Origin of the sequence: Methylobacterium sp. yr668, from assembly GCF_900116245.1 — a bacterium.
GTDB lineage: Bacteria > Pseudomonadota > Alphaproteobacteria > Rhizobiales > Beijerinckiaceae > Methylobacterium.
This window is the reverse complement of the sequence record NZ_FOZY01000029.1, coordinates 46816-67941: the sequence shown is the minus strand read 5'-3', so window position 1 is coordinate 67941 and position 21126 is coordinate 46816. Positions and strand designations below refer to the sequence as shown.

Below are 21126 nucleotides of genomic sequence, written 5' to 3'. Positions count from 1 at the left end.
CCGGCAACGCCCGGGCTCGTGGTTACCGGCCGGCGCGCGACCCGCGCGCCGGTCCGTTACGCGAAATCGGCGAGGTCGTCGGCCACGTCGCCCGCGGCGATCTCCGTCTCGGCCTTGTGCCGCTCGACCGCCTCGGCCTCCGCCCCGATCTCCGGCCCGACCTCTGCCTCGGTCATGCCGGACCGCGGGCCCGGCCCCTCGGGCGCCGGCGCTGTCTCCGGCCGCGCCTGGCCGGCCTCCCCTTCGGAGGCTCGATCCGTCACCCGCCCCGCCATGCTGCGCGCTCCCCGATCCGCCGACGGGAGAGCAAAGCGCGGACGGCCCGGCGCGTTCCGCGCGCGCCGCATCACGACGGCGCCGCGCGCGCCGGAGCCGATCCCGCGGTGATCGCGAGCTGCGGGATGGCGCCGCGTTTGAGCCTCAGGAGCGCGACGCGCCGTGTCGAGAGGCCTCGCCACGCGTTGAACCGCCGGACATGCATGCGCCGGACATGCCGATCGGGAGGGGGATTTGGGCAATCGCTACGGGCTGGAGATCCGCGCCGCCGCGGGGCCGGACGCCGCGGGTCTCGCGGCGCTGCTCAGCGAGGCGGGGGTCGCGGTCGGCGCCGCGGACCTCGCGGCCCGGCTCGAGGCCCTGCAGCGGGACGGCGGCATCGCCCTCGTCGCCGTGGAATGGGGGCCGCCGAGCGGCCTCATCGCCGTCGCCCCCGTGCGGACGCTGGACGCGCCGCGGCCCTTCGGCCTGATCACCGGCCTCGCGGTCGCCGCCGAGTCGCGCCGCCGGGGCATCGGTCGGGTCCTGCTGAAGGCGGCCGGCCGGGCGGCGCGGCAGGCGGGCTGCGACCGGCTGCTCCTGGCCGCGGGGCCGGACCAGGCCGCCCTGCGCGCCTTCTGCGCAGCCGCGGGCTTCGCCGACGAAGGGACCGTGCTCGCGCGGCCGCTGCTGAAGCGGGGCACCGGAGACGGCTGAGATCCGCGACATCCTGGCCGAAGCCGGCGGGGCTCACCGGGCGTTACCCCCGGAGAGTGGAGCCCCCCGATGACGCTGCGATCCGAGACCCCGCCGCCGCCCGCGAACCTGCCCTGCGATCCGCCGCCGGATTCCGAGGCGCCGACCGCCGCGCAGCTCAAGGGCGACATCGACAGCGGCCGCACCGCCGACAAGACCCCGCACATGGATATCGGCGCGGCCCCGCTCGGGACCTGCGAGGAGGCCGGGGGGACGCCGCCGACGCCTCGGGAGGTCCGGATCGCCCGGCAGAACGAGCGGGCGCCCTCGGAGCGGGCGGCCAAGGGTTACCCGCACCAGCGGCAGCCCTGGGTCCTGCCGCTCTACGCCGGCATCATCGTCGCGGCCGCCGTGGGGCTCGGCCTCGTGCTCTGGCTGACGCGCTGACTGCCGCACTGACGGATGCGCTGACGGTCCGGCCGGGTTGGGACCGCGCCGGTGCCATCCTGGCGCAGGACGGCACGGTCGCCGCGGAGGCGGTTTAAAGGTCGATTCACGTCGATGCGGTTAGCGTGACCTTACTGCAGTCTTGCGTAACCGATCCTCCATGCCCCCTTCCGTCGATGCTCCGCCGGACCTGTCCGGGCTCCTCGAACTGTCACGCATCGAGAATCTCGATCTCAAGCCGGTGATCCTCCGGGTTCAGACGGACCTGTTCGTCCGGGCCGCGGCCCGGGACCGGACCGAGATCGAGATCTTCGAGTCCCTGGCCTGCGGCCTCATCCCGACGGTGGACGAGGAGACGGCCCGGGTCGTGGCCCGCAAGCTGGCCCCCTGCCCCGAGACGCCGCCCGCGGTGCTGGAGGCGCTCGCCCTGCGCGGCGGCGGTGCCCGCGACGCGGTGGTGGAGCTGGCCCCGACCCTGAGCCACCGCCTGATCGAGGCGGCTCTGGCCGAGGGGTCGGACATCGCCGCCCGCATCGCCGCCCGGGCCGGGCTGAGCCGGGAGGCGGTGGACGAGCTCTCCCGCGAGGGCCGCCCCGAGATCGACCGCGCGCTGGCGGCCAATCTCGGCCACACCCTGCGGGGCGCGGCCCTGTCGCGGCTCGTGGACCGCGGCCGCACCGCCCCCGACCTCGCCCGGCTGCTGCTGGTCCGGCCCGACGTTTCGGCCGCCGACCTCGTGCCCCTGTACCTGCACGCCGACCTGATGCGCCGCACGGTGATCGGCCGGGCCGTCGAGGCGACCGCCGCCCTGCGCCCCTGCCCGCCGCCGCCCCGCGGCCTCGGCGAGACCCTGACCGGCCTGTCCGCCGCCCGCGACGTTCCCGCCTTCATGGCGGCGCTGGCCGACGGGCTCGGCCTGCCCCGCGATTTCCTGACCGTGGTCGCCGATGCGGGCACCCGCTACGACCTCCTGACCCTCGGCCTGCGGGCCGCCGGCCTGCACGAGGAGGAGGCGGTCTACATCTTCCTGACCCTCAACCAGGGGGTGGCGCGCTCGGCCGAGCGCGTCGCCGATCTCGTCCGGCTGTTCCGCACCGTGAGCCGTCCGGCCTCGCGGGACCTGATCGCCGCGATCCTCGACCGGCCGCTCGCCGAGCGCGGTCGGAGCGAGGCCCATCAGCCGGCACACGGCCCGGAGGCCAAGCTGCGCCAGGGCGCCGAGCGCGTCGCCGCGCAGCGGCCGCCCCTGCCGGCGCGGGCCCGGACGGCGAGCGGCGGGGAGCCGGGCTGACCGGCCGGCCGTCAGCGCGGGCCGGTCCGGGGATCGCTTTTCGGATCGTTCTGCGGATCGCTCTCCGGATCGGCGCCCCGCCAAGCGGGCTGCCGGTCCGTCTCCTGCAGGGTGTCGTTCGAGGGCGCCTCCGCGGCGCGGCGGCTCAGCTCCGCCATCAGGCCGCGGGCCAGCACGGCGCGGACCGCCCGCTCCCGGGTCTCGGGCGGGACCGCCTCCAGGGCGGCCGGCACGACCGCCTGGGCGCTCGGGACCGCCCCGGCGAGCCTGCGGGCCTCCGCGGCCGGGTCCGCTCCGGTGCGAAGCATGGCGAAGTAGGAGAGCACGCCGATCACCAGCGCGGCGCGCAGCAGGACGGTCATGGAACGGTTTCTCCGCTCGAGATCGCGCGAAGCATTCGACGGATTTCGTGAACCGGGCCTCTACCGACCCGAGCTTTCCCGCACGATGGTGAATGAAGCTTGTTCGCGATCGGCTGGTTACCTCGCGGAAAGCATCCCGACCATTCGGACAAGTCCCGCAACACTCGTTTAAGCCGGCTCTGCGACCGTCCGGTAGTCGTTCGAAGTCGAACCGGAGGCGCGACGGATGCGGGAACGCAGCCAGCGCGACGCGTGCCAACCTTGACCATCAAGACCGTCCTGACGTCGCTGATCGATGACCGGCTCGCGGGCCTCGTCCACGAATCCGTGGCCGACAATCCGGCCGCCCGCGCGCGCCACCAGCGCTTCCTGGTGTCGCGGCTGGCGACCGGCGCCGTGATGATGGCCGGGCTGCCGCCCTACCTGCTGTGGCGCGGGGTGCCGTCGGGCTTCGAGGTCCTGGCGATCGCGAGCCTGCTGCTGCCGGTCTTCGCCGCCGTCCTCCTCACCCGCACCGGCTCCCTCTGGGTCGCCCACGCGGTCTCGTCGGCGGGCCTGACCGGCCTCGTCGTCGCCCTGGCGGGCGTCACCGGCGGCGTCACCTCGCCCGCCGCGGTCTGGCTCGTGGCGATCCCCCTGGAGGCGCTGGTCTCCGGCTCGCTCCGCGCGACGATCGCGGCCGCCGCGATGGCGGTCCTCGGCGTCCTGACCGTGGTGGCCCTCGGCGCCTGGGCCGGCTCCCTGCCGGTCATGGATATCTCGGCCGCGATCGCCCTGCCGGCCTTCGCCATCACGGCGATCGGCCACGTCGCCGCCCAGGCCCTGGAGCACATGCGCAACGAGGGCGTCTGGCGCGAGCGGCTGCGCGACAACGAGGCCCGCGACCGGCTGCTGCTCTCGGCGATCGACGACCTCGTGACCTGGCACGACCGCAACGGCCGCGTGCTGGAGGCCTCGGTCTCGGCCGTCCGGCTCCTGGGCAGCGACCCGGCCCGCCTGCGCGGCCACGGCCTGCTGGAGCGCGTCCACGTCGCCGACCGCCCGGCCTTCCTCAAGGCGGTGAGCGACGTCGCCGCGACCGGCCGGCCCGCGACCCTGCCCCTGCGCCTGCACGTCGAGCCCGAGACCGGCCGCGCCGACGGCGCGAGCCTGATCTACGCCGAGATGCGCGCCCACCGGATCGAGCACGGCGCGCACGACGCCGCCACGGCGGTCGTGGCGGTCACCCGCGACATGACCGAGCACCACCGGCACGCCGTCGAGCTGGAGCGCGCCCGCGCCGAGGCCGAGCGGGCCGACGCGATCAAGGGCCGGTTCCTGGCCAACGTCACCCACGAGCTGCGCACGCCGCTCAACGCGATCATCGGCTTCTCCGAGGTCCTCGCCGGCGAGGGCGCCGTCAGCCTCGGACCGGTCCAGGCGCGGGAATATGCCGGCATCATCGGCGCCTCCGGCCACCACCTGCTCGGCGTCGTCAACACGCTGCTCGACATGAGCCGGATCCAGAGCGGCAACTTCGACTGCGCCCCCGAGGCGTTCGACATCGCGGACCTGCTCCGGGCCTGCTGCGACATGATGCGCCTGAAGGCCGACGCCGCCGGCGTCGTCGTCACCGCCGCCCCGTCGGGACCGGTGGAGATCACGGCCGATCCCGCCGCCTGCCGGCAGGTGCTGATCAACCTCATCTCGAACGCCGTGAAGTTCACCCCGGCGGGCGGCCGCATCGACCTGTCCCTGCGGCGCGGCGCCGGCACCCTGGACATCGTCGTGGCCGATACGGGCGTCGGCATCGGCGCGGACGATCTGCCCAAGCTCGGCACCCCGTTCTTCCAGGCCGGGAGCGGCGGCTACAAGCGCCAGCACGAGGGCACCGGCCTCGGCCTGTCGGTGGTCCAGGGCCTCGTCGGCCTCCACGGCGGCTCCCTGCTGATCGAGAGCGCGCCCCAGGCCGGGACGGTGGTGACCGTCACCCTGCCCCTCCTCTGCCAGGCCCCCGCGGCCACCCACGGCCCGGCCCCGATCCGCACGGCCGTGCGCGGCGCCCCGGCGCCCCGCCGCGTGGTGCGCCTGCCGCTCGGCCTGTTCGACGCGGAGCCGGGCCTCGCCGCGGCCCCGGCCGACCCGGTCTTGCGCCGCACCGGCTGACCCGAAGATCCCCGGAAGGAGACATGATGTCAGGCTACCGCGAGATCACCGTACCGGGCGAACCCGGCCGCGCGCGCCGCGCCGCGCCGCGCCGCGCCGCGGTCCAGGGCGACTGGCGCGCCGTCCTCGTCGGCGCGCTGAAGGCGACGGGCGCCACCTGCCGGACCAGCCCGGGCGCCGTTCTCGGCAGCCTCGTCGCCCTCGGCGCGGCGGGCTTCGTCTGCGTCAACGCCCTCGGCTACCAGACCGGGCGCCACCCGGCGCCGATCCTGCCGAAGCTCGCCCAGAAGGCGCCCGCCCCCCACGAGGCGGCGCCGGCCGCCAGGGAGGCCCTCCGGGAACCCGCGCGGGATCCGGTGCGGGTCATCGAGGCCGACCGCGCCGCCGCGCCGGTCCCCGCCAAGCCGGCGGCCCGGGACGCGATCGGCGAGCTGATCCGGTCCGAGGAGACCACCGCCTCGGTCACCCCGAAGGCGTCGCCGGTTCGGCCGGCCGCCAAGCCGGCCGCGAAGGAGACGGACGCCAAGGCGGCCAAGTCCGAGAAGGACGGCGATCCGGTGCTGCGCGCCCAGAAGGCGCTCTCGAAGCTCGGATACGCGGTGAAGCCCGACGGCGCGATGGGCCCCGGCACCCGCGCGGCGATCGAGAAGTTCGAGCGCGGCGCCAAGCTGCCGGTGACCGGAGAGGCGACGGGCCGGACCCTGCGCGAGCTGATGGCGCGGGCGGGTCACGGCTAGCGGGACGGAAGCGGCGCCCGCTCCGCGGAAGCGGTTCGGGTGCCGGTCGTCGTTGGAGCGCGTCCCTCAGTACTGCGTGCCGGTGAACCGGCAGATCGTCTTGCAGCGCGGGCCGCCATTGGCCTGCCAGGACTTCGCGTGGCCGATCGATCCGGTCATGTCCTGCGTGGGATTACCGCCGGGCCGGTGCACGACGATGTTGCAGGCATCGCTCGGCGTCCGCTGGTAGCGCGGGCAGGACGCGGAGTCGCGGTGGCCCAGTAAATCCATGAGCGTCTCCGGACGGGCGTGGGCCGACGGCACAGCAAAGCACAGGCAGGCGACGATCAGCGTCGCGAGCGAGGTCGTTCTCCGCATCGGATTGCTCCTCAAATCATCGTGGCATGCGAATTCGGGCGCCCTTTGCTCAGTTAGGCAGCAGAAAATACTATAGATGTGCGCTGACGCACATCGTTCAGTTCTTTTTTAATCCCGAGAAATACTGGATTTTTTGACGGATTATTCGCCGCGCTGAGCCGTTTGCTCTAGACGTTCGGCGTCGCGCATCCGCGCTTGCCCGTGCCGGCGCTTTCGCGCATGGCGGGGTTTGCGCCGCTCACAACCGGCCGGGTTTCAGGGGCCGACCGCCGCGCCGGATCGCCCGCCCGCGGCGCGGGCCGCGCGATTCACAGGGCTACAGACGCATGCGCCTGCGCTCCGATTTCTGGGTCTCGGCCCATCTGCGGCGTCTGGACGTCGCGGGCATCCCGGCGGTGCTGCGCCGGCGCGGATCCGCGGAGGCGGGCGCGATCTTCGTGAAGGTCGATCGGCTCGACGGCAGCGCCGACCTCTACGGACCGGCGCCGCAAGCGCTGTTCGAGGCCGAGGAGAGCGGCGACCGCCGCTTCGCCGCGATCGTCACCGGCGGCAGCCCGCTCGACGTGGAGGAGCGCCTGACCAAGGAGATCCGGTTCGATTCCGATCTCTGGATCGTCGAGATCGACGACCGCCAGGGGCGGCATTTTCTGGATCTGGCGGAGTGATACCGTTTCCGGTTGGAGACCTCGCCACCGTCTTTGCGAGCGTAGCGACGCATTCCAGCGGCGCCACGCCGACCGATGGCGCGCCGCCCCGGGTCACTTCGCTCCGCTCGTGATGACGGAGCGAAGCGAAGGCAACGCCCGTCAGCCCTCGATGATGCGCTCGTCGAGCTTGCGGTCGACGGTCTCGACGGTGCGGTCGATCTCGGCGTTCGGCTCGCCGAGCTGGTGCGAGATGAGCTTCACCAGCAGGTCGACCCGCTCGATGTAGGGCGCGCCGTTCGCCACGGCCCGCGCCGCCGAGGACGGCTTCAGCAGGCTCTCGGCGGCCTTGGCGTACTTCTCGAACGGCACCTGATCGGCCGGGTCGGCGCCGAGCTTCCGGGCGATACCGTCGACGTGGTCGTAGATCGCCCGCGAGCGCGCCAGGTCGCCGTGGACGGCGTCGTGGATGGATTGCGGCTCGCCCGGGGTGATGCAGCGGTAATTGCCGGTGAGCAGCATCGACCACTTGGCCAGCGGCACGAACAGCGAGTCGAACACCTTGAGCTTCACCGGCACGTCGTGCCCGTCGAGGCGCACGGCGTCGATGTCGGCCTCCAGCTCCCGGAGCAGCCGGTTATGGGCCTCGTCCGCGAAGGTCGCGGCCTTGAAGTTCGTCGGCAGGCCGACGTGGAGGACGTTCGCCTCCTCCTCCGGCGGCCGGAAGGCCTGCGGATCGGGGGAGCAGAGCGACACCAGACCCGGCTCGAACCGGTCCCACACGCCGGCATTGGTGTAGGCGTCCTCGAGGTCCATGGCGGCGAGCGCCGGGATCCGCTTGAGGTAGGGCAGCGGCGGCATGTTCATGATCGACAGGCACGGCAGCTTCGCCGCCGCGATCTTGATCATGAGGACGCGGATCGTGTGGTTGTTGTACTGCGGCTCCTGCATGGCGAGGCCGACGAGGTCGTAGCGCGACACGTCGACGTCCTCCGGCGGCATCGCGTCGACCTTGCCGGGCAGGTCGCGCGAGTGAATCGCGCGGTGCTCCTTCTCGTCGCGCAGCTTGATGCGGACCTCGGTCCCCTCGCGGTTGATCAGGTCCGCGGTCTTCCGCCGGCACACCAGGGTCACGTTGTGACCGGCCATCAGGAGCTTGGTGCCCAGGAGCGAGCCGTAGGAGGCCCCCAGGATCAGGATGTTCTTGGCCACGTCGGTCCTCCCCAGCATTGAGACTTGCTGTGTGTTGTCTGGCTGCTGGGAACAGCGCGTCCACGCCACGGCCCCAAGCGCACGTGCGATGGATGGCAGCCGGGCGAGCGGAAGGCAAGCCTTCTGGTATACCTAATCCCAAACGCTTTGTGAGGCCCCGCCGGTGACAGGCGGGGCGATCCCTATCCTTCGCACCCGGGATCTCCACAGGGTGGCGCCTCCGGGACATCGCGCGGGACCCTCTCGGGACCGCGGACGACGACCGCCCCGCCGCGGGCCCTAGCCCCAGAGGTCCGGCGTCGGCGGGTGCATCAGGCTGCCCTCGTAGCGCAGCGGAGGGTCGCGGTCCCGGGCCAGCAGCAGCGGCCCGTCGAGGTCGACGAACTCCGCGTCGTTGGCGAGCAGGGCCGCCGGCGCCATGCCCAGCGAGGTGCCGAGCATGCAGCCGACCATGATCGAGAGCCCCCGGGCCCGCGCCTCGCGGGCGAGGAGCACCGCCTCGGTCAGGCCGCCGGTCTTGTCGAGCTTGATGTTGATCGCGTCGTAGCGCCCGGCCAGCGCGTCGAGGCCGGCGCGGTCGTGGAGGCTCTCGTCGGCGCAGACCGGCACCGGGTGGGGGATCTCGGCGAGCAGGGCGTCGGCGTCGGCCGGCAGCGGCTGCTCGATCAGCGCGACGCCCGCCCGCAGGCAGGCCGCGAGGTTGGCCTCCACGTTCTCGGGCCGCCACGCCTCGTTGGCGTCGACGATCAGCCGGGATTCCGGCGCGCCGGCCCGCACCGCGGCGATGCGCTCCGGATCGCCGTCCCCGCCGAGCTTGACCTTGAGCAGCGGCCGGTGGGCGGCCTTGCGGGCGGCCTCCGCCATGCTCTCCGGCGTGCCGAGGCTCAGCGTGTAGGCAGTGATGGCCGGCCGGGGCTCGGCGAGACCCGCGATCTCCCAGGCGGGACGGCCCTGCCGCTTCGCCTCGAGGTCGAACAGCGCGCAATCGAGGGCGTTGCGCGCGGCGCCCGCCTTCATGCGGGTCATGAGCGCGTCCCGCCCGATCCCGGCCGCGATCGCCTCCGCCTGGCCCTCGATCAGGGCACTGACGCTCTCGACGCTCTCCCCGTAGCGCGGATAGGGCACGCACTCGCCGCGCCCGACCGCGTCGCCGTCCGCGATCGTCGCCACTACGACGGCGATCTCGGTGCGGCTGCCGCGGGAGATCGTGAAGGCGCCGGCGATCGGGAAGCGCTCGACGGTGAGGGTCAGGCGGCGGGCCATGTCGTACGGTCTCCGGTTCAGGCCTGCGGTCGATGCAGCCCGCTCCGTCATCACGGGCGGAGCGAAGTGACCCAGGGCAGCGAGCGGCCGGTTGGCATGGCGCTGCTGGATCGCTTCGCTCGGCTCACGGGGACGGAGTGAGAGCCGGCACAGGGAAGCGGTATCAGATCGCCGGGAAGTCGGCGACGATCCGGTCGACCAGCCCGTCGACGCCGAAGCGCACCGGGTCGGTGGCGGGCAGGCCGTGCTCGGAGCCGAGCGCGTCGAGGAGCGCCCGGGCCTCGCCCTCGGCGAGCGCCTGGGTGTTCACCGCGATGCCGACCGGCTTGATCCCCGGATTGGTCAGGCTGCCGAGCTGCACGGTGAGGTCGATCACCTGCCGGATGGTCGGAAGCGGGTGCTTCACGCCGCGCATGTTGGTGCGGGTCGGCTCGTGGCAGACCACGAAGGCGTCGGCCTGGGCGCCGTGCAGCAGGCCGAGGCTCACGCCCGCGAAGGACGGGTGGTAGAGCGAGCCCTGACCCTCGATCAGGTCCCAGTGGTTCGGTTCGGCCTCGGGCGCGATGGTCTCGACGGCGCCGGAGATGAAGTCAGCCACGACGGCGTCGATGGCGACGCCCCGGCCGGAGATGAACACGCCGGTCTGGCCCGTGGCGCGGAAATCGGCGTCGAGGCCGCGCTCGCGCATGCCGCGCTCCAGGGCCAGCACGGTGTACTTCTTGCCGACCGAGCAGTCGGTGCCGACGGTGAGCAGGCGCCGCCCCGTCCGCTTCGTGCCCTTGCCGGTGGGGAAGCGCTCGTCGGTGTGGCGGACGTCGTGGAGCTGGCGGCCGCGGCGGGCGGCGGCCTCCGCGATGGCCGGGACCGCGCCGAGCTTCACGTGCAGGCCGCTCGCCACGTCGAGCCCGGCCTCGATCGCCGCGACGATCTCCTTGACCCAGTGGTCCGGCAGGACGCCGCCGGCGTTGACGACGCCGATCACCAGGGTCCGGCAGCCCTTCGCCAGGGCCTCGGGCAGGGTCATGTCGGGGATGCCGAGATCGGCGGCGCAGCCCGGCAGGCGCATCTGGCCGACGCACCATTCGGGGCGCCAGTCCTTGATCCCGTAGGCGGTCTTGGCCGCCAACGTGTCGGGCACGTCGCCCAGGAACATCAGGTAGGGCGTGGCGATCTGCATCGGTCGAGCAACCTTCTCCGGGAGGCCGGCGGACCGTCTATGCGGGATCGCGGGCGGCGTGCGCAATGCATGGGGCTGGCCAAGGCGGTCGATGCGGCCGCCCCACGGAGCATACCGGCTCCGCACGCCGTCATCGCGGGCGCAGCGAAGCGAGCCAGGGCAGCGCCACGTCATTGAGCGGGGCGCGACCCTGGATTGCTTCCTCCGCTCGCGAAGACGGTTCGTCGCCTCAGATCGGCGGAGCGCCGAAGCCCCGTTCAGGCGGCGCGTCGTCGCGCCACCCCCGCCTCGTTGGCCACCGCGCCCACCGGCGCCGGCACGCCGGTCGCCCGGACCATCCCCTCGGCGCCCGCCAGCGCGCCCGCGCGCAGCTCGAGACCGAGGAAGCGCGCGCGCTCGAACGGCCCCGGCAGGGTCAGGCCCTCCGCGAGCGCCCGGTCGAAGCCGAAGCGCGCGTAGTAGGGCGCGTCGCCGACCAGCAGCACGGCGCCGTGTCCGAGGGATTCCGCCCGGCCGAGGGCCGCCTGCATCATCACCGAGCCGAGCCCCTGGCCCTGGATTGCCGGATCGACGGCGAGCGGGCCGAGCAGCAGCGCCGGGCGGGCGAGCCCGGCCTCGACGTGCCACAGCCGCAGGGTGCCGACGAGCCGTCCCGCCCGGGTCGCCGCGAAGGCGAGGCCGCGGGCCGGCAGGCGGCCCTCGCGCAGGCGCTCCGAGGTCTTGGCGCGTCGATTGCCGGGAAAGCACGCGTCGAGCAGGCGCTCGCGCGCCGGGACGTCGTGGAGATGCTCCGCGCGGATCTCGATCATGGCTGTGCCCTCCCCGGGCCGACGAGCGGGAGAAGCGATTGTCTGTGACCGAGGGCCGGACGCCCTCGGTCGACGCGGTGGTGGACGTCAGCGTCCGGCCGGGTCGCCCTCCCCGTCATCACGAGCGAAGCGACGTGACCCAGGGCAGCGAAACGTCGGAAGGCGTCGCGCGTCCCTGGATCGCGTCGCTCCGCTCGCGAGCACGGAGGAGCCTGCGTCCCTGAGCCGGAACCCGTCCTGATCCTGGGAAGGATCAGATGACGATCTGCTGAAGGGGCGGGAAGCCGTTGAAGGCCACCGCCGCGTAGGTCGTGGTGTAGGCGCCCGCCCCCTCGATCAGCACCTTGTCGCCGATCGAGAGCGAGACCGGCAGCGGGTAGAGCTGCCGCTCGTAGAGCACGTCCACCGAGTCGCAGGTCGGGCCGGCGATGACGCAGGGCTCGGTCGCCTCCCCGTCCCGCGCAGTGCGGATCGGGTAGCGGATCGCCTCGTCCATGGTCTCGGCGAGCCCCCCGAACTTGCCGATGTCGAGGTAGACCCATCGGACCTCGTCGGCCTCGGCGGACTTCTTCGACACGAGCACGACCTCGGCCTCGATCAGGCCGGCATTGCCGACCATGCCGCGGCCCGGCTCGATGATCGTCTCGGGGATCTGGTTGCCGAAATGCTTGGTCAGGCCCCGGAAGATCGCCTCGCCGTAGCTCTCCACGCCCGGCACCGCCTTGAGGTACTTGGTCGGGAAGCCGCCGCCGAGATTGACCATCGACAAGCCGATGCCGCGCTCCGCGCACTCGCGGAAGATCGCCGCCGCGGAGCCGAGCGCCCCGTCCCAGGCCTCGGTGTTGCCCTGCTGCGAGCCGACGTGGAACGAGATGCCGTAGGCCTCGAGCCCCTGGCGGTGGGCGTGCTCCAGCACGTCCGCGGCCATCTCGGGCACGCAGCCGAACTTGCGGGAGAGCGGCCAGTCGGCGCCCGCGCCGTCGCACAGGATGCGGCAGAACACCCGCACCTCGCCCGCCGGCACGCCCAGCGCGTCGGTGGCCCGGGCGATCTTCTCGACCTCGGCCTGGCAATCGACCGCGAACAGGCGGATGCCGAGCTTGAGGGCGCGGCCGATGCAGCGCTCCTTCTTGATGGTGTTGCCGAAGGAGATCCGGTCGGCGGTGGCGCCGGCGGCCAGCACCATCTCCATCTCGGCGACGGAGGCGGTGTCGAAGCAGGAGCCCATCTCGGCGAGCAGGCGCAGCACCTCGGGGGCCGGGTTCGCCTTCACGGCGTAGAACACGCGGGTGTCCGGCAGGGAGCGCGCGAAGGCGGTGTAGTTGTCGCGCACGACGTCGAGGTCGAGGACCATCACGGGGCCCTCGTCCTGACCGAGGTCGCGGCGCACGCGCAGGTAGTCACGGATGCGGTCGGTCATGGTCGTCTCCCGGCACGGGTTCGCGAGCGCCCTACGCGGGGCGCGCTGTCGAAGATGACGGCCCGAACGGGCCGCCGGCGTCAGGGGGCGATGCGTCGCGCGGACCCACGCGCTTTGGAGACGCGTGCGTCGGAGCGGGCGCAGAGCACCCGGAAGCTGCCGTGGATTGGAAGGGAGGACCCCCACCGCACGCCGGGCAAAGAGAAACAAGCCTCTTCGGTGCCGGCCTGTGGAGGGCCGACGAGACCAAAAAAGCCCGTTCGTCGTTGCTTTAAGCTGCGTCCCCCGTGGAGAGCGGGGTTCGCCGGTTTCGCCTCCGGCTGCCGGTTGTTGTCGGGGTCCGGTGTTGCCACCTGGATGCCGGCCGTAGGGATCCACCCTTGCGACCATCGATCCTTTAAGACCCCTGGCGGCTGTCCGGCAGTTGACCGGATGCCCACCAACCGACACGCGGCCACAGGCACGTGCGAAATTGGGCACGGCGCATATACGGAGACGGGACCCGCGCGACAAGGGGAAACCGCCCCGGAACGCCCGCTTTTCCGCCCGCAATCCACACCCCGCGCGCTCCGTTGCAAAAACGACGCATCGACGACGCGTCCCGACCGCGTCGACGGGGCCGTGCGGGCTTCCCAAGCGGGGCGGAAGCGGGCATCTGACCGGACGGGGCAGAGTACTCAGGCGAGCGAGCGATGGCCGGGCCGACCAGATTCACCGCGACGGCGCGGGCGTGAGCGCCTTCCTGTGAGCGCCCGGTCATGAGCGCCCCCTTGCGCAGCCCGGTCGGCGACGGGCTCCCCGAGCCGACGATTCGCACCGCCACGCTCGCCGATCTCGACGCCCTCGTCGCCCTGGAGCACGCCGCCTTCGCCACCGACCGGGCCGAGCGCCGGGCGATCCGCCACGCGATCCGCTCGCCCTCCATGGACGTGCTGGCGGCCCTGATCGACCCGCCGGACCGGGATCCCGTTCCGGTGCTCGTCGGCGCCGCGGTGCTGGAGCGGCGGCGCGGCAGCCGGATCGCCCGGCTGGCCTCGATCGCGGTGGCGCCGAATCGCGGCGGCCTCGGCCTCGGCGGCCGTCTCCTCGACGCCGCGGAGGCCCGCGCCCGCGCCGAGGGCTGCGACCGGCTCCGGCTGGAGGTGCGCGCCGACAACGGCGCCGGCATCCGCCTCTACGAGCGCCGGGGCTACACCCGCTTCGCCGTGCGGCCGGACTATTACGAGGACGGGATGGAGGCGTGGCGCTACGAGCGCGCGCTGTAGGCGCCGCGCGGACTGCCGCGCGGACCACCGCCCAGCCGCCGGCTGGCCCGCACACCGTCCCGGCGATAGCGAGATCCGGCCAGGCGCGTCCTCGCGCCACACTCCGTCATCGCGGGGGCACCGGCAGGCCGACAGCGCTGAACCTGCGGCTCTTCGGGAGTGCGCCCGCAGGATACCTAGTCCCTCCCGCCGCGCCACGGACCGGCACAAGCCCGCCGCGCGGCCGGCGACCGCGCCGATATCGTCACCCGAGAATGCGGTCCAATTCCCGACAATCCTCGCCAATTCCGGTATTTGTCTCATATTACTTCACAATTCGGTCGATCATAGACCTATAAATCCGTATTTCTGTCGAAGAATTTCGGTCGATTGCCTGACAAAACTCTACGTTCTAAGACAGAGCATCGCGGGACATGAGATCTCACCGATGACTCGCTGGCTGGGACGCTTCTCGATCCGGACTTTGCTGTGCCTGGTGATCGTCATCATGGCCTGCATGGCGCTGGGCAACGCGGTGCGGACACTCGTCGACGCGCGGGCGCGGGCGGCGGGCGCCGCGAGAGCCCTGACCCTGACGCAGGCGAGCCAGGGCCTCCTCCGGACGATCCTGCCGCTGCGGCTCGAGCGCGGATCGACGCTCGCCCTCGGGGGTGAGGCGCCGGCGGACGCGAAGACCCTGTCGACCATCGCGGGGAGCCGGCAGGCGCTGACCGAGCATTACGGCCGGTCCCGGCGCAGCCTGGGCGATCTGGCAGAGCCGGCGGTCAGCGCGACGCTCGAGCGCCTGAGCACCGCGCAGGCGGCGATGGCGGACCTGCGTCCCCGCATCGACGCGGCCCTCGGGCTGCCGCTGGCCCGGCGTGACCCGGCGCTGCGGGACGCCGCGATGGCCGCCTTCCAGGACCTGCTCGAGGCGCTGACGGCCACGCTGAAGGCGGTCGACGCGGCCATTCCCCGGTCCGATCCGGTGCTGCAGCGCTATCTCGCCCTCAAGCAGGCGGCCTGGGAGACGCGCGTCGCCAGCGGCAACGTTGCGGTCCGGGTACAGGCCTCGCTGGTCGCCGGCGCGGCGTGGTCCCTGCCCGAGACGGTCGCGGCGGCGGCGGAGCGGACCGAGCTTCTGTCCGCGTGGCGCCGCACCACCGAGGCCGCGGTCGACGTCTCGGAGACGGTGCGGGCCGCGTACGAACGGGCGAAGGCCGCCAATTTCGAGGGCGACACCGAGGCCATCGCGCGGGCGGTCTTCGACGCGCTCAGCACGCACGCGCCCCCGCGCCACACCTTCGCGGAGCTGCGCGACCGCAACACCGCGAACCAGCGCTCCCTCGTCGCCCTCTGCGACGCGGCCCTCGACGCGATGGTGGCGCGCGCCGAGGCCCTCGCCGAGGACGCGCGGGGCGACGTCGCGCGCAGCGGGGCGGCGCTGCTGGCGGTGATCCTGCTGGTGGCCCTCGGCCTGTGGACCCTGTTCGGCGGCGTGCTGCGCCCGCTCCGGGTGCTGACCGCCACGATGGGGGCGCTGGCCGACGGGGACACCTCCGTCACGGTCCCGGCGCGCACCTACCGCAACGAGATCGGCGCCATGGCGCGGGCCGTCCAGGTGTTCAAGGACAACCTCATCCGCGGCCGCCAGCTCGAATCCGAGGCCGCCGAGGCGCGTCAGGCGGCGGAGGCACGGCGCCGGTCCGACCTGCGGGCGATGGCCGAGCGCTTCGAGCGGACGGTCGGCGGCGTCATCGCCCAGGTCTCGGACGCGGCCACCGCGCTCCAGGGCACGGCCCAGACCATGACGGCCACCGCGACCGAGACCGCCAGCCAGTCCAGTACCGTGGCGGCCGCCGCCGAGGAGGCCGCCACCAACGTCGGCACCGTGGCGGCTGCGGCCGAGGAGCTCGGCGCCTCCGTGGAGGAGATCGGCCGGCAGGTCGAGGGATCGACCCGGCTCGCCCAGGGGGCCGTCGCGGAAGCGGGGCAGACCGGCGCGATGGTCCGGGACCTGAGCGACGCGGTCGCGCGGATCGGCGACGTGATCGGGCTGATCGCGGCGATCGCCGGGCAGACCAACTTGCTGGCGCTGAACGCCACGATCGAGGCCGCCCGGGCCGGCGAGGCGGGTCATGGCTTCGCGGTCGTCGCCGGCGAGGTGAAGGCCCTGGCCGCGCAGACCGCCCGGGCGACCGAGGAGATCGCGGGCCAGATCGCCGGCATCCAGGGCGTGACCGGCGGGGCCGTCGCGGCGATCGGCGCGATCACGGGGCGGATCCAGGAGATCAGCGGCGTGGCGAGCGCGATCGCGGCGGCGGTGGAGGAGCAGGGATCCGCCACCCGGGAGATCGTCCGCAACATCGGGGAGGCGGCCGTCGGCACCGGCGCGGTGACCCGCACGATCCTCGGCGTCGCCGGGGCCGCCGAGGAGACCGGCCGGGCGGCCAACGCGGTGCTCGCGGCGGCGTCCGCGCTGTCGCGCCAGTCCGAGACGCTCGCGGCCGAGGTCGCGCGCTTCCTCGACACCGTCCGGGCCGCGTGACCGGACGGTGCCGGGAGCCGCGCGGGTCTCCGCCCCGATCTCGCCCGTTTAGGGGAGTCTTACGGCTCGCGCGCTACAGCGTACGCAACGGGCTGGGGCAATCCCGCCGCGCATGAGTCGCCGTCCATGGCCGTGATCGTCGCCTTCGTCATTAATGCGGGGCTCAACTTCGTCCTCGGCCTGCTGATCGCCAAGCTGCTGGGGCCGGCGGATTTCGGCCGGTTCGCCCTCGCGACCACCGGCGCCATCGTGCTGAACACGGTGCTGTTCGAGTGGCTGCGCCTGTCGGCGACGCGGTTCTACTCGGGGCGCGTGCGCGTCGACGAGCCGTGGATCCGCCACGGGCTCGACCGGGCCTACCTGCGCATCGGCGCGCTGCTCCTGGCCGCCGCGGCCCTGTGCGGGGCCTTCGGCTTCGCCGGCGGCGCCGACGGGCGCGAGGCGGTCCTGTGCGGCACCGGCCTCGCGGCCCTGGGCATCGGCGTGTTCGACTACCACGCGGCCCTCGCCCGGGCGCGGTTCGACGGCAAGCTCTATCTCGGCCTCGTGGCGGTGAAGAACGTCCTGTCCTTCGCCATGATGGCCGCGGCGGCGTGGTGGCTGCCCCAGCCGGCCTGGGTGCTGGCGGCGGCGGGGCTCAGCCAGCTCCTCGCGGTGGCGGTGCTGCGCCACCCCCTGCGCGACCCGCGCACGCCCCTCGAGCGGCCGCGCCTGTCGACGACCTGGCGGGTCTTCGCGCGCTACGGCCTGCCGCTGATCGCCGCCAACACCGCCTACCAGTGCCTCGCCTTCGTCAATCGCGGCGCCATCGCGGGCCATGCCGGCTTCGCCGAGGCCGGCTACTTCGCCCTGGCGGCCGACGTCACCTCGCGCTCGCTGATGACGCTGGGCACCGCCCTCGACCTGCTGCTGTTCCAGTTCGCCGTGCAGGCCGAGGAGCAGAGCGGCCGCGCCGCCGCAGAGGCGCAGGTCGCCGCCAATGCCGGCACCGTGTTCGCCCTGCTGGCGCCCTGCGCGGTCGGCTTCTGGGCGGTGCTGCCGGCCCTCCAGGGCCTGGTGGTGCCGGACGCCTATCGCGGACCGTTCGAGACCTACAGCACCGTGCTGATGCCGGGCCTGTTCTGCCTCGCGATGATGTTCTACGCCCTCAACCCGGTCTTCCAGATCCGCCGCAAGACCCTGCCGGTGGTCGCCGCCGCCCTGGTCGGCCTCGCGGTGAACGGCGCCGGCCTGCTGGTCCTCCCGGACCGGATGGGCGGGCTCGGCGTCGCGGTGGCGCAGACCGCGGGCCTCGCCGCCGCCGGAACGTGGCTCGGCTGGCGCGCCCTCACCGGCCCGGGGCGCATCGCGCTGCCCTGGGGCGAGATCGGCGTCGCCGCGCTCGCCTGCGCGGCGATGGGGCTCGCCCTCGCCCCCTTCCGGCAGCTGCCGCCCGCCACCGCCCTGGCCGTGCTGGTCCCGTCCGGGATGGTTCTCTACGGCGCCCTGGTCTGGATCTTCGACATCGCGGGCCTGCGCCGCCAGGTCCTGGCGCGCCTGCGCCCGGCGCCGCCCGTGGCGGCGGGGTAGGGTCGCGCGGCGCCGCCGCAGTGGAAATCCCGCCGCTGAAACCCCGCGACTCCGCCTGCGCTTGAATCCGCCGCCGGATCCGGCGACACCCGTCCTGGAATGGATACAAACAGGACCGGGACGGGAACGATGGGCGTCTACGAGCCCGGCACCGAGGCGGAGGCCGGGGAGATCGTGCGGGCGGCCGCCGGGCGCGGCGAGGGCCTGCGCCTCGCCGGCGGCGGCACCGCCGCGGGGCTCGGCCGGCCCGCGCAGGACAGCGCGACGCTCTCCGCGCAGGCGCTCATCGGCGTCACGCTCTACGAGCCCGCCGAGATGGTGGTGGCGGCCCGGGCCGGGACGCCGCTCGCCGAGGTCGAGGCGCTGCTCGCCTCCCGCGGCCAGATGCTGCCCTTCGAGCCGATGGACCTGCGCGGCCTGTACGGCACCGCCGGCGAGCCGACCCTCGGGGCCGTGGCAGCGATCAACAATGCCGGCCCCCGGCGGATCAATGCCGGCGCCGCCCGGGACAGCCTGATCGGCGTGCGCTTCGTCAACGGGCGCGGCGAGGCGATCAAGTCGGGCGGCCGGGTGATGAAGAACGTCACCGGCCTCGACCTCGTGAAGCTGATGGCCGGCGCCCACGGCACGCTGGGCCTGCTCACCGAGGTCACCTTCAAGGTGCTGCCCGCCTGCGAGCGGGTGGCGACCCTGGTCTTCTCCGGCCTGGACGACACGCGGGCGGTGACCGCCCTGTCGGAGGCGCTGGGCTCGCCCTTCGAGCTCACGGGCGCCGCGCACCTCCCGGCCGGGATCGGCGCCCCGGAGGCGCGGACCCTGATGCGCCTCGAGGGTTTCTCCGACTCCATCGACTACCGCACGGGCGAGCTGCGGCGCCTGCTGAAGCGCTACGGCCAGCCCGAGATCATCGACGGCGAGGCCGGCGCCGCCCTGTGGCGGACGGTGCGCGACGCGGCGCCGCTCGCCGAGCCGCGGGAGGCCGCCCTGTGGCGGATCTCCACCGCGCCGACCCGCGGGCCGGCCCTGGCGGCGGCGGTCGCGGCCGAGCGCGACGCGCGCTGGTTCTTCGACTGGGGCGGCGGCCTGACCTGGCTCGCCACCGGCGCGGCGGGCGATGCCGGCGCCGCGACGGTGCGCCGGGCGGTGCGGGCTCAGGGCGGCCACGCCACGCTGGTGCGGGCCCCCGACGCCGTGCGCGCCGCCGTGCCGGTGTTCGAGCCGCTGGCCGAGCCGCTGATGCGGCTCACCGCCGGCATCAAGGCGGCGCACGACCCCGCCGGGGTGCTCAACCCCGGCCGGATGTACGCCGGACTCTGAAGCTTCAGATCCCGCCCCTCCCCGAGCGTGGGGAGCCGTGGCGCCGAGGACGCGACCCGTGCAGACCAACTTCGCCCCCGCCCAGCTCGCCGATCCCGCCATGGCGGCGTCGGAGAAGATCCTGCGGACCTGCGTGCATTGCGGCTTCTGCACGGCGACCTGCCCGACCTACCTGCTGCTCGGCGACGAGCTCGATTCCCCGCGCGGGCGGATCTACCTGATCAAGGACATGCTGGAGGGCGGCAAGCCGGCCTCGCAGGAGGTGGTCAAGCACGTCGACCGTTGCCTCTCGTGCCTGTCCTGCATGACCACCTGCCCGTCGGGGGTGCACTACATGCACCTCGTCGACCACGCCCGGGCCCATATCGAGGAGACCTACGCGCGCCCCGCCGGCGACCGGTTCCTGCGGGCGCTCCTCGCCCAGGTCCTGCCCTATCCGGGCCGCTTCCGCCTCGCGCTCACCGCCGCCAAGCTCGGCGCGCCGTTCCGGGGGCTGGTGGCCCGGCTGCCGCGGGTCGGCAACCGCCTCGCGGCCATGCTCGACCTCGCGCCGGCCGGGGCGCCGCCCCGCGAGCCGACGAACCGGCCCGGCCGGTTCCCGCCGGCGGGCGGTCAGGCGGCCGGGACGCCCGCCCGGCGCGTCGCCCTCCTCCGCGGCTGCGCCCAGAGCGTCCTGCGGCCGGACTTCAACGCCGCCGCGATCCGGCTGCTCAACCGGCACGGGATCGAGGTGGTGCACGCGAACGAGGGCTGCTGCGGGGCGCTGACCCACCACATGGGCAAGGAGGAATCGGCCCACGCCCATGCCAGGCAGGCGATCGACGCCTGGGACGCCGAGATCGCCCAGGGCCTCGACGCGATCCTGGTCACGGCCTCGGGCTGCGGCACGACCATCAAGGATTACGGCTTCATGTTCCGCGACGACCCGGCCTACGCCGAGAAGGCGCTGCGGGTCTCGAGCCTGGCCAAGGACGTGACCGAGTACCTCGCCCTGCTCGACCTGGCCCCCGTGGCCGAGACCGACCTCGTCGTGGCCTATCACTCGGCCTGCTCGATGCAGCACGGCCAGGGCATCCGCCTCGAGCCCAAGACGCTGCTGAAGCGCGCGGGCTTCACCGTGAAGGACGTGCCCGAGGGCCATATCTGCTGCGGCTCGGCGGGGACCTACAACATCCTGCAGCCGGAGCTCGCCGCGAAGCTGCGCGCCCGGAAGGTCGCCAACATCGAGCGCGTGCGCCCCGACGTGATCGCCACCGGCAACATCGGCTGCGCCACGCAGATCGGGAAGGGCACCGGCATCCCAATCGTCCACACGGTCGAGCTGCTCGACTGGGCGACCGGCGGCCCGAAGCCCGCGGCGCTCGCCGGGGTGACGCCGCGGCTCGAAGCGGCGGAGTAGGCACACGCCTGTCGCGTGGCGCCCCGCGCGCGCCGTGACAGGCCCGTGACATCTATTCACGTTGACCCTTGCCAAATCCGCGCAGCGGTCTGTAATGATGTCGACCCCTCTCCGGTCCCGCCGGTCGCCGCAACGGCCCGCGGACGTGACCGAATTCCTCGCGAAAGCGGTCGCGGTGTCGCGGCGGGCCCTGTCGGTCCGCTTGGCGGCGGCATGTGCCGCCCGCGATCGGGC

General features: G+C 73.5%; 18 protein-coding genes. 11 read left to right on the top strand and 7 right to left on the bottom strand.

Features of this window, described 5'->3' with window-relative positions; all coding sequences use genetic code 11:
* Nucleotides 1-510: 510 nt before the first annotated feature.
* From BM419_RS25650 to BM419_RS25640, 3 genes are all read left to right on the top strand, one after another.
* Nucleotides 511-972 carry a GNAT family N-acetyltransferase gene (locus BM419_RS25650; protein WP_056526425.1) on the top strand — a complete coding sequence of 154 codons (462 nt, stop codon included), beginning with the start codon at nt 511-513 and terminating at the stop codon, nt 970-972.
* Nucleotides 973-1041: 69 nt separating this feature from the next.
* Nucleotides 1042-1398, top strand: coding sequence for a hypothetical protein (locus tag BM419_RS25645; protein ID WP_020091135.1), 357 nt, complete (start codon nt 1042-1044; stop codon nt 1396-1398).
* 160 nt (nt 1399-1558) lie between these two features.
* Entirely contained in the window at nt 1559-2689 is a 1131-nt protein-coding gene (locus BM419_RS25640; RefSeq protein ID WP_091928089.1) for a DUF2336 domain-containing protein, read from the top strand.
* 11 nt (nt 2690-2700) lie between these two features.
* Here the strand turns inward: BM419_RS25640 and BM419_RS25635 are convergent, their stop codons facing one another.
* Nucleotides 2701-3051 (bottom strand): hypothetical protein, encoded by a 351-nt coding sequence (locus BM419_RS25635; RefSeq protein WP_091928088.1) that lies wholly within the window; start codon nt 3049-3051, stop codon nt 2701-2703.
* Nucleotides 3052-3303: 252 nt separating this feature from the next.
* Here BM419_RS25635 and BM419_RS25630 point away from each other — a divergent pair, with 252 nt between their 5' ends.
* Both BM419_RS25630 and BM419_RS25625 read left to right on the top strand, forming a co-directional pair.
* On the top strand, nt 3304-5196 hold the full coding sequence (locus BM419_RS25630; protein WP_091928087.1) for a sensor histidine kinase: 1893 nt from the start codon (nt 3304-3306) through the stop codon (nt 5194-5196).
* Nucleotides 5197-5219: 23 nt separating this feature from the next.
* Entirely contained in the window at nt 5220-5933 is a 714-nt protein-coding gene (locus tag BM419_RS25625; protein WP_244540859.1) for a peptidoglycan-binding domain-containing protein, read from the top strand.
* Nucleotides 5934-5999: 66 nt separating this feature from the next.
* On the opposite strand, the gene BM419_RS25620 is transcribed toward BM419_RS25625, so the two are convergent.
* Nucleotides 6000-6290, bottom strand: coding sequence for a hypothetical protein (locus BM419_RS25620; protein WP_091928086.1), 291 nt, complete (start codon nt 6288-6290; stop codon nt 6000-6002).
* Nucleotides 6291-6616: 326 nt separating this feature from the next.
* Here BM419_RS25620 and BM419_RS25615 point away from each other — a divergent pair, with 326 nt between their 5' ends.
* The gene (locus BM419_RS25615; protein WP_020091141.1) at nt 6617-6955 is read left to right on the top strand and encodes a DUF1491 family protein; all 339 of its coding nucleotides are present in this window, start codon (nt 6617-6619) and stop codon (nt 6953-6955) included.
* 141 nt (nt 6956-7096) lie between these two features.
* On the opposite strand, the gene BM419_RS25610 is transcribed toward BM419_RS25615, so the two are convergent.
* The 5 genes from BM419_RS25610 to BM419_RS25590 all read right to left on the bottom strand — a co-directional run bounded on the left by BM419_RS25610 (nt 7097) and on the right by BM419_RS25590 (nt 12815).
* Nucleotides 7097-8146, bottom strand: a complete 1050-nt coding sequence (locus BM419_RS25610; RefSeq protein WP_026604621.1) for a ketopantoate reductase family protein — start codon at nt 8144-8146, stop codon at nt 7097-7099.
* Between the two features lie 279 nt (nt 8147-8425).
* The gene (dgcA, locus tag BM419_RS25605; protein WP_091928085.1) at nt 8426-9409 is read right to left on the bottom strand and encodes an N-acetyl-D-Glu racemase DgcA; all 984 of its coding nucleotides are present in this window, start codon (nt 9407-9409) and stop codon (nt 8426-8428) included.
* A gap of 163 nt (nt 9410-9572) precedes the next feature.
* Nucleotides 9573-10586 (bottom strand): N-acetyltransferase DgcN, encoded by a 1014-nt coding sequence (gene dgcN / locus BM419_RS25600; RefSeq protein WP_091928084.1) that lies wholly within the window; start codon nt 10584-10586, stop codon nt 9573-9575.
* A 257-nt stretch (nt 10587-10843) separates the two neighbouring features.
* Nucleotides 10844-11395 (bottom strand): GNAT family N-acetyltransferase, encoded by a 552-nt coding sequence (locus BM419_RS25595; protein ID WP_091928083.1) that lies wholly within the window; start codon nt 11393-11395, stop codon nt 10844-10846.
* Nucleotides 11396-11648: 253 nt separating this feature from the next.
* On the bottom strand, nt 11649-12815 hold the full coding sequence (locus BM419_RS25590; RefSeq protein WP_091928082.1) for a type III PLP-dependent enzyme: 1167 nt from the start codon (nt 12813-12815) through the stop codon (nt 11649-11651).
* 758 nt (nt 12816-13573) lie between these two features.
* Here BM419_RS25590 and BM419_RS25585 point away from each other — a divergent pair.
* From BM419_RS25585 to glcF, 5 genes are all read left to right on the top strand, one after another.
* Complete coding sequence (locus BM419_RS25585; protein ID WP_091928081.1) at nt 13574-14080, top strand: GNAT family N-acetyltransferase; 507 nt, start codon at nt 13574-13576, stop codon at nt 14078-14080.
* Nucleotides 14081-14507: 427 nt separating this feature from the next.
* Nucleotides 14508-16607, top strand: a complete 2100-nt coding sequence (locus tag BM419_RS25580) for a methyl-accepting chemotaxis protein (RefSeq protein ID WP_091928080.1) — start codon at nt 14508-14510, stop codon at nt 16605-16607.
* Between the two features lie 126 nt (nt 16608-16733).
* Nucleotides 16734-18176, top strand: coding sequence for a polysaccharide biosynthesis C-terminal domain-containing protein (locus BM419_RS25575; RefSeq protein ID WP_091928079.1), 1443 nt, complete (start codon nt 16734-16736; stop codon nt 18174-18176).
* Between the two features lie 129 nt (nt 18177-18305).
* On the top strand, nt 18306-19493 hold the full coding sequence (locus tag BM419_RS25570) for an FAD-binding protein (protein WP_091928078.1): 1188 nt from the start codon (nt 18306-18308) through the stop codon (nt 19491-19493).
* 58 nt (nt 19494-19551) lie between these two features.
* Complete coding sequence (glcF, locus tag BM419_RS25565; protein WP_020091151.1) at nt 19552-20892, top strand: glycolate oxidase subunit GlcF; 1341 nt, start codon at nt 19552-19554, stop codon at nt 20890-20892.
* Nucleotides 20893-21126: the final 234 nt, after the last annotated feature.

Excerpts from the sequence above, each read along its gene's own strand:
- BM419_RS25645 (WP_020091135.1), top strand. The coding sequence starts at position 1,042 with ATGACGCTGCGATCCGAGACCCCGCCGCCGCCCGCGAACCTGCCCTGC.
- BM419_RS25640 (WP_091928089.1), top strand. The coding sequence starts at position 1,559 with ATGCCCCCTTCCGTCGATGCTCCGCCGGACCTGTCCGGGCTCCTCGAA.
- BM419_RS25635 (WP_091928088.1), bottom strand. The coding sequence starts at position 3,051 with ATGACCGTCCTGCTGCGCGCCGCGCTGGTGATCGGCGTGCTCTCCTAC.
- BM419_RS25625 (WP_244540859.1), top strand. The coding sequence starts at position 5,220 with ATGATGTCAGGCTACCGCGAGATCACCGTACCGGGCGAACCCGGCCGC.
- BM419_RS25620 (WP_091928086.1), bottom strand. The coding sequence starts at position 6,290 with ATGCGGAGAACGACCTCGCTCGCGACGCTGATCGTCGCCTGCCTGTGC.
- BM419_RS25615 (WP_020091141.1), top strand. The coding sequence starts at position 6,617 with ATGCGCCTGCGCTCCGATTTCTGGGTCTCGGCCCATCTGCGGCGTCTG.
- dgcA (WP_091928085.1), bottom strand. The coding sequence starts at position 9,409 with ATGGCCCGCCGCCTGACCCTCACCGTCGAGCGCTTCCCGATCGCCGGC.
- dgcN (WP_091928084.1), bottom strand. The coding sequence starts at position 10,586 with ATGCAGATCGCCACGCCCTACCTGATGTTCCTGGGCGACGTGCCCGAC.
- BM419_RS25595 (WP_091928083.1), bottom strand. The coding sequence starts at position 11,395 with ATGATCGAGATCCGCGCGGAGCATCTCCACGACGTCCCGGCGCGCGAG.
- BM419_RS25590 (WP_091928082.1), bottom strand. The coding sequence starts at position 12,815 with ATGACCGACCGCATCCGTGACTACCTGCGCGTGCGCCGCGACCTCGGT.
- BM419_RS25585 (WP_091928081.1), top strand. The coding sequence starts at position 13,574 with ATGAGCGCCCCCTTGCGCAGCCCGGTCGGCGACGGGCTCCCCGAGCCG.
- BM419_RS25580 (WP_091928080.1), top strand. The coding sequence starts at position 14,508 with ATGACTCGCTGGCTGGGACGCTTCTCGATCCGGACTTTGCTGTGCCTG.
- BM419_RS25575 (WP_091928079.1), top strand. The coding sequence starts at position 16,734 with ATGGCCGTGATCGTCGCCTTCGTCATTAATGCGGGGCTCAACTTCGTC.
- BM419_RS25570 (WP_091928078.1), top strand. The coding sequence starts at position 18,306 with ATGGGCGTCTACGAGCCCGGCACCGAGGCGGAGGCCGGGGAGATCGTG.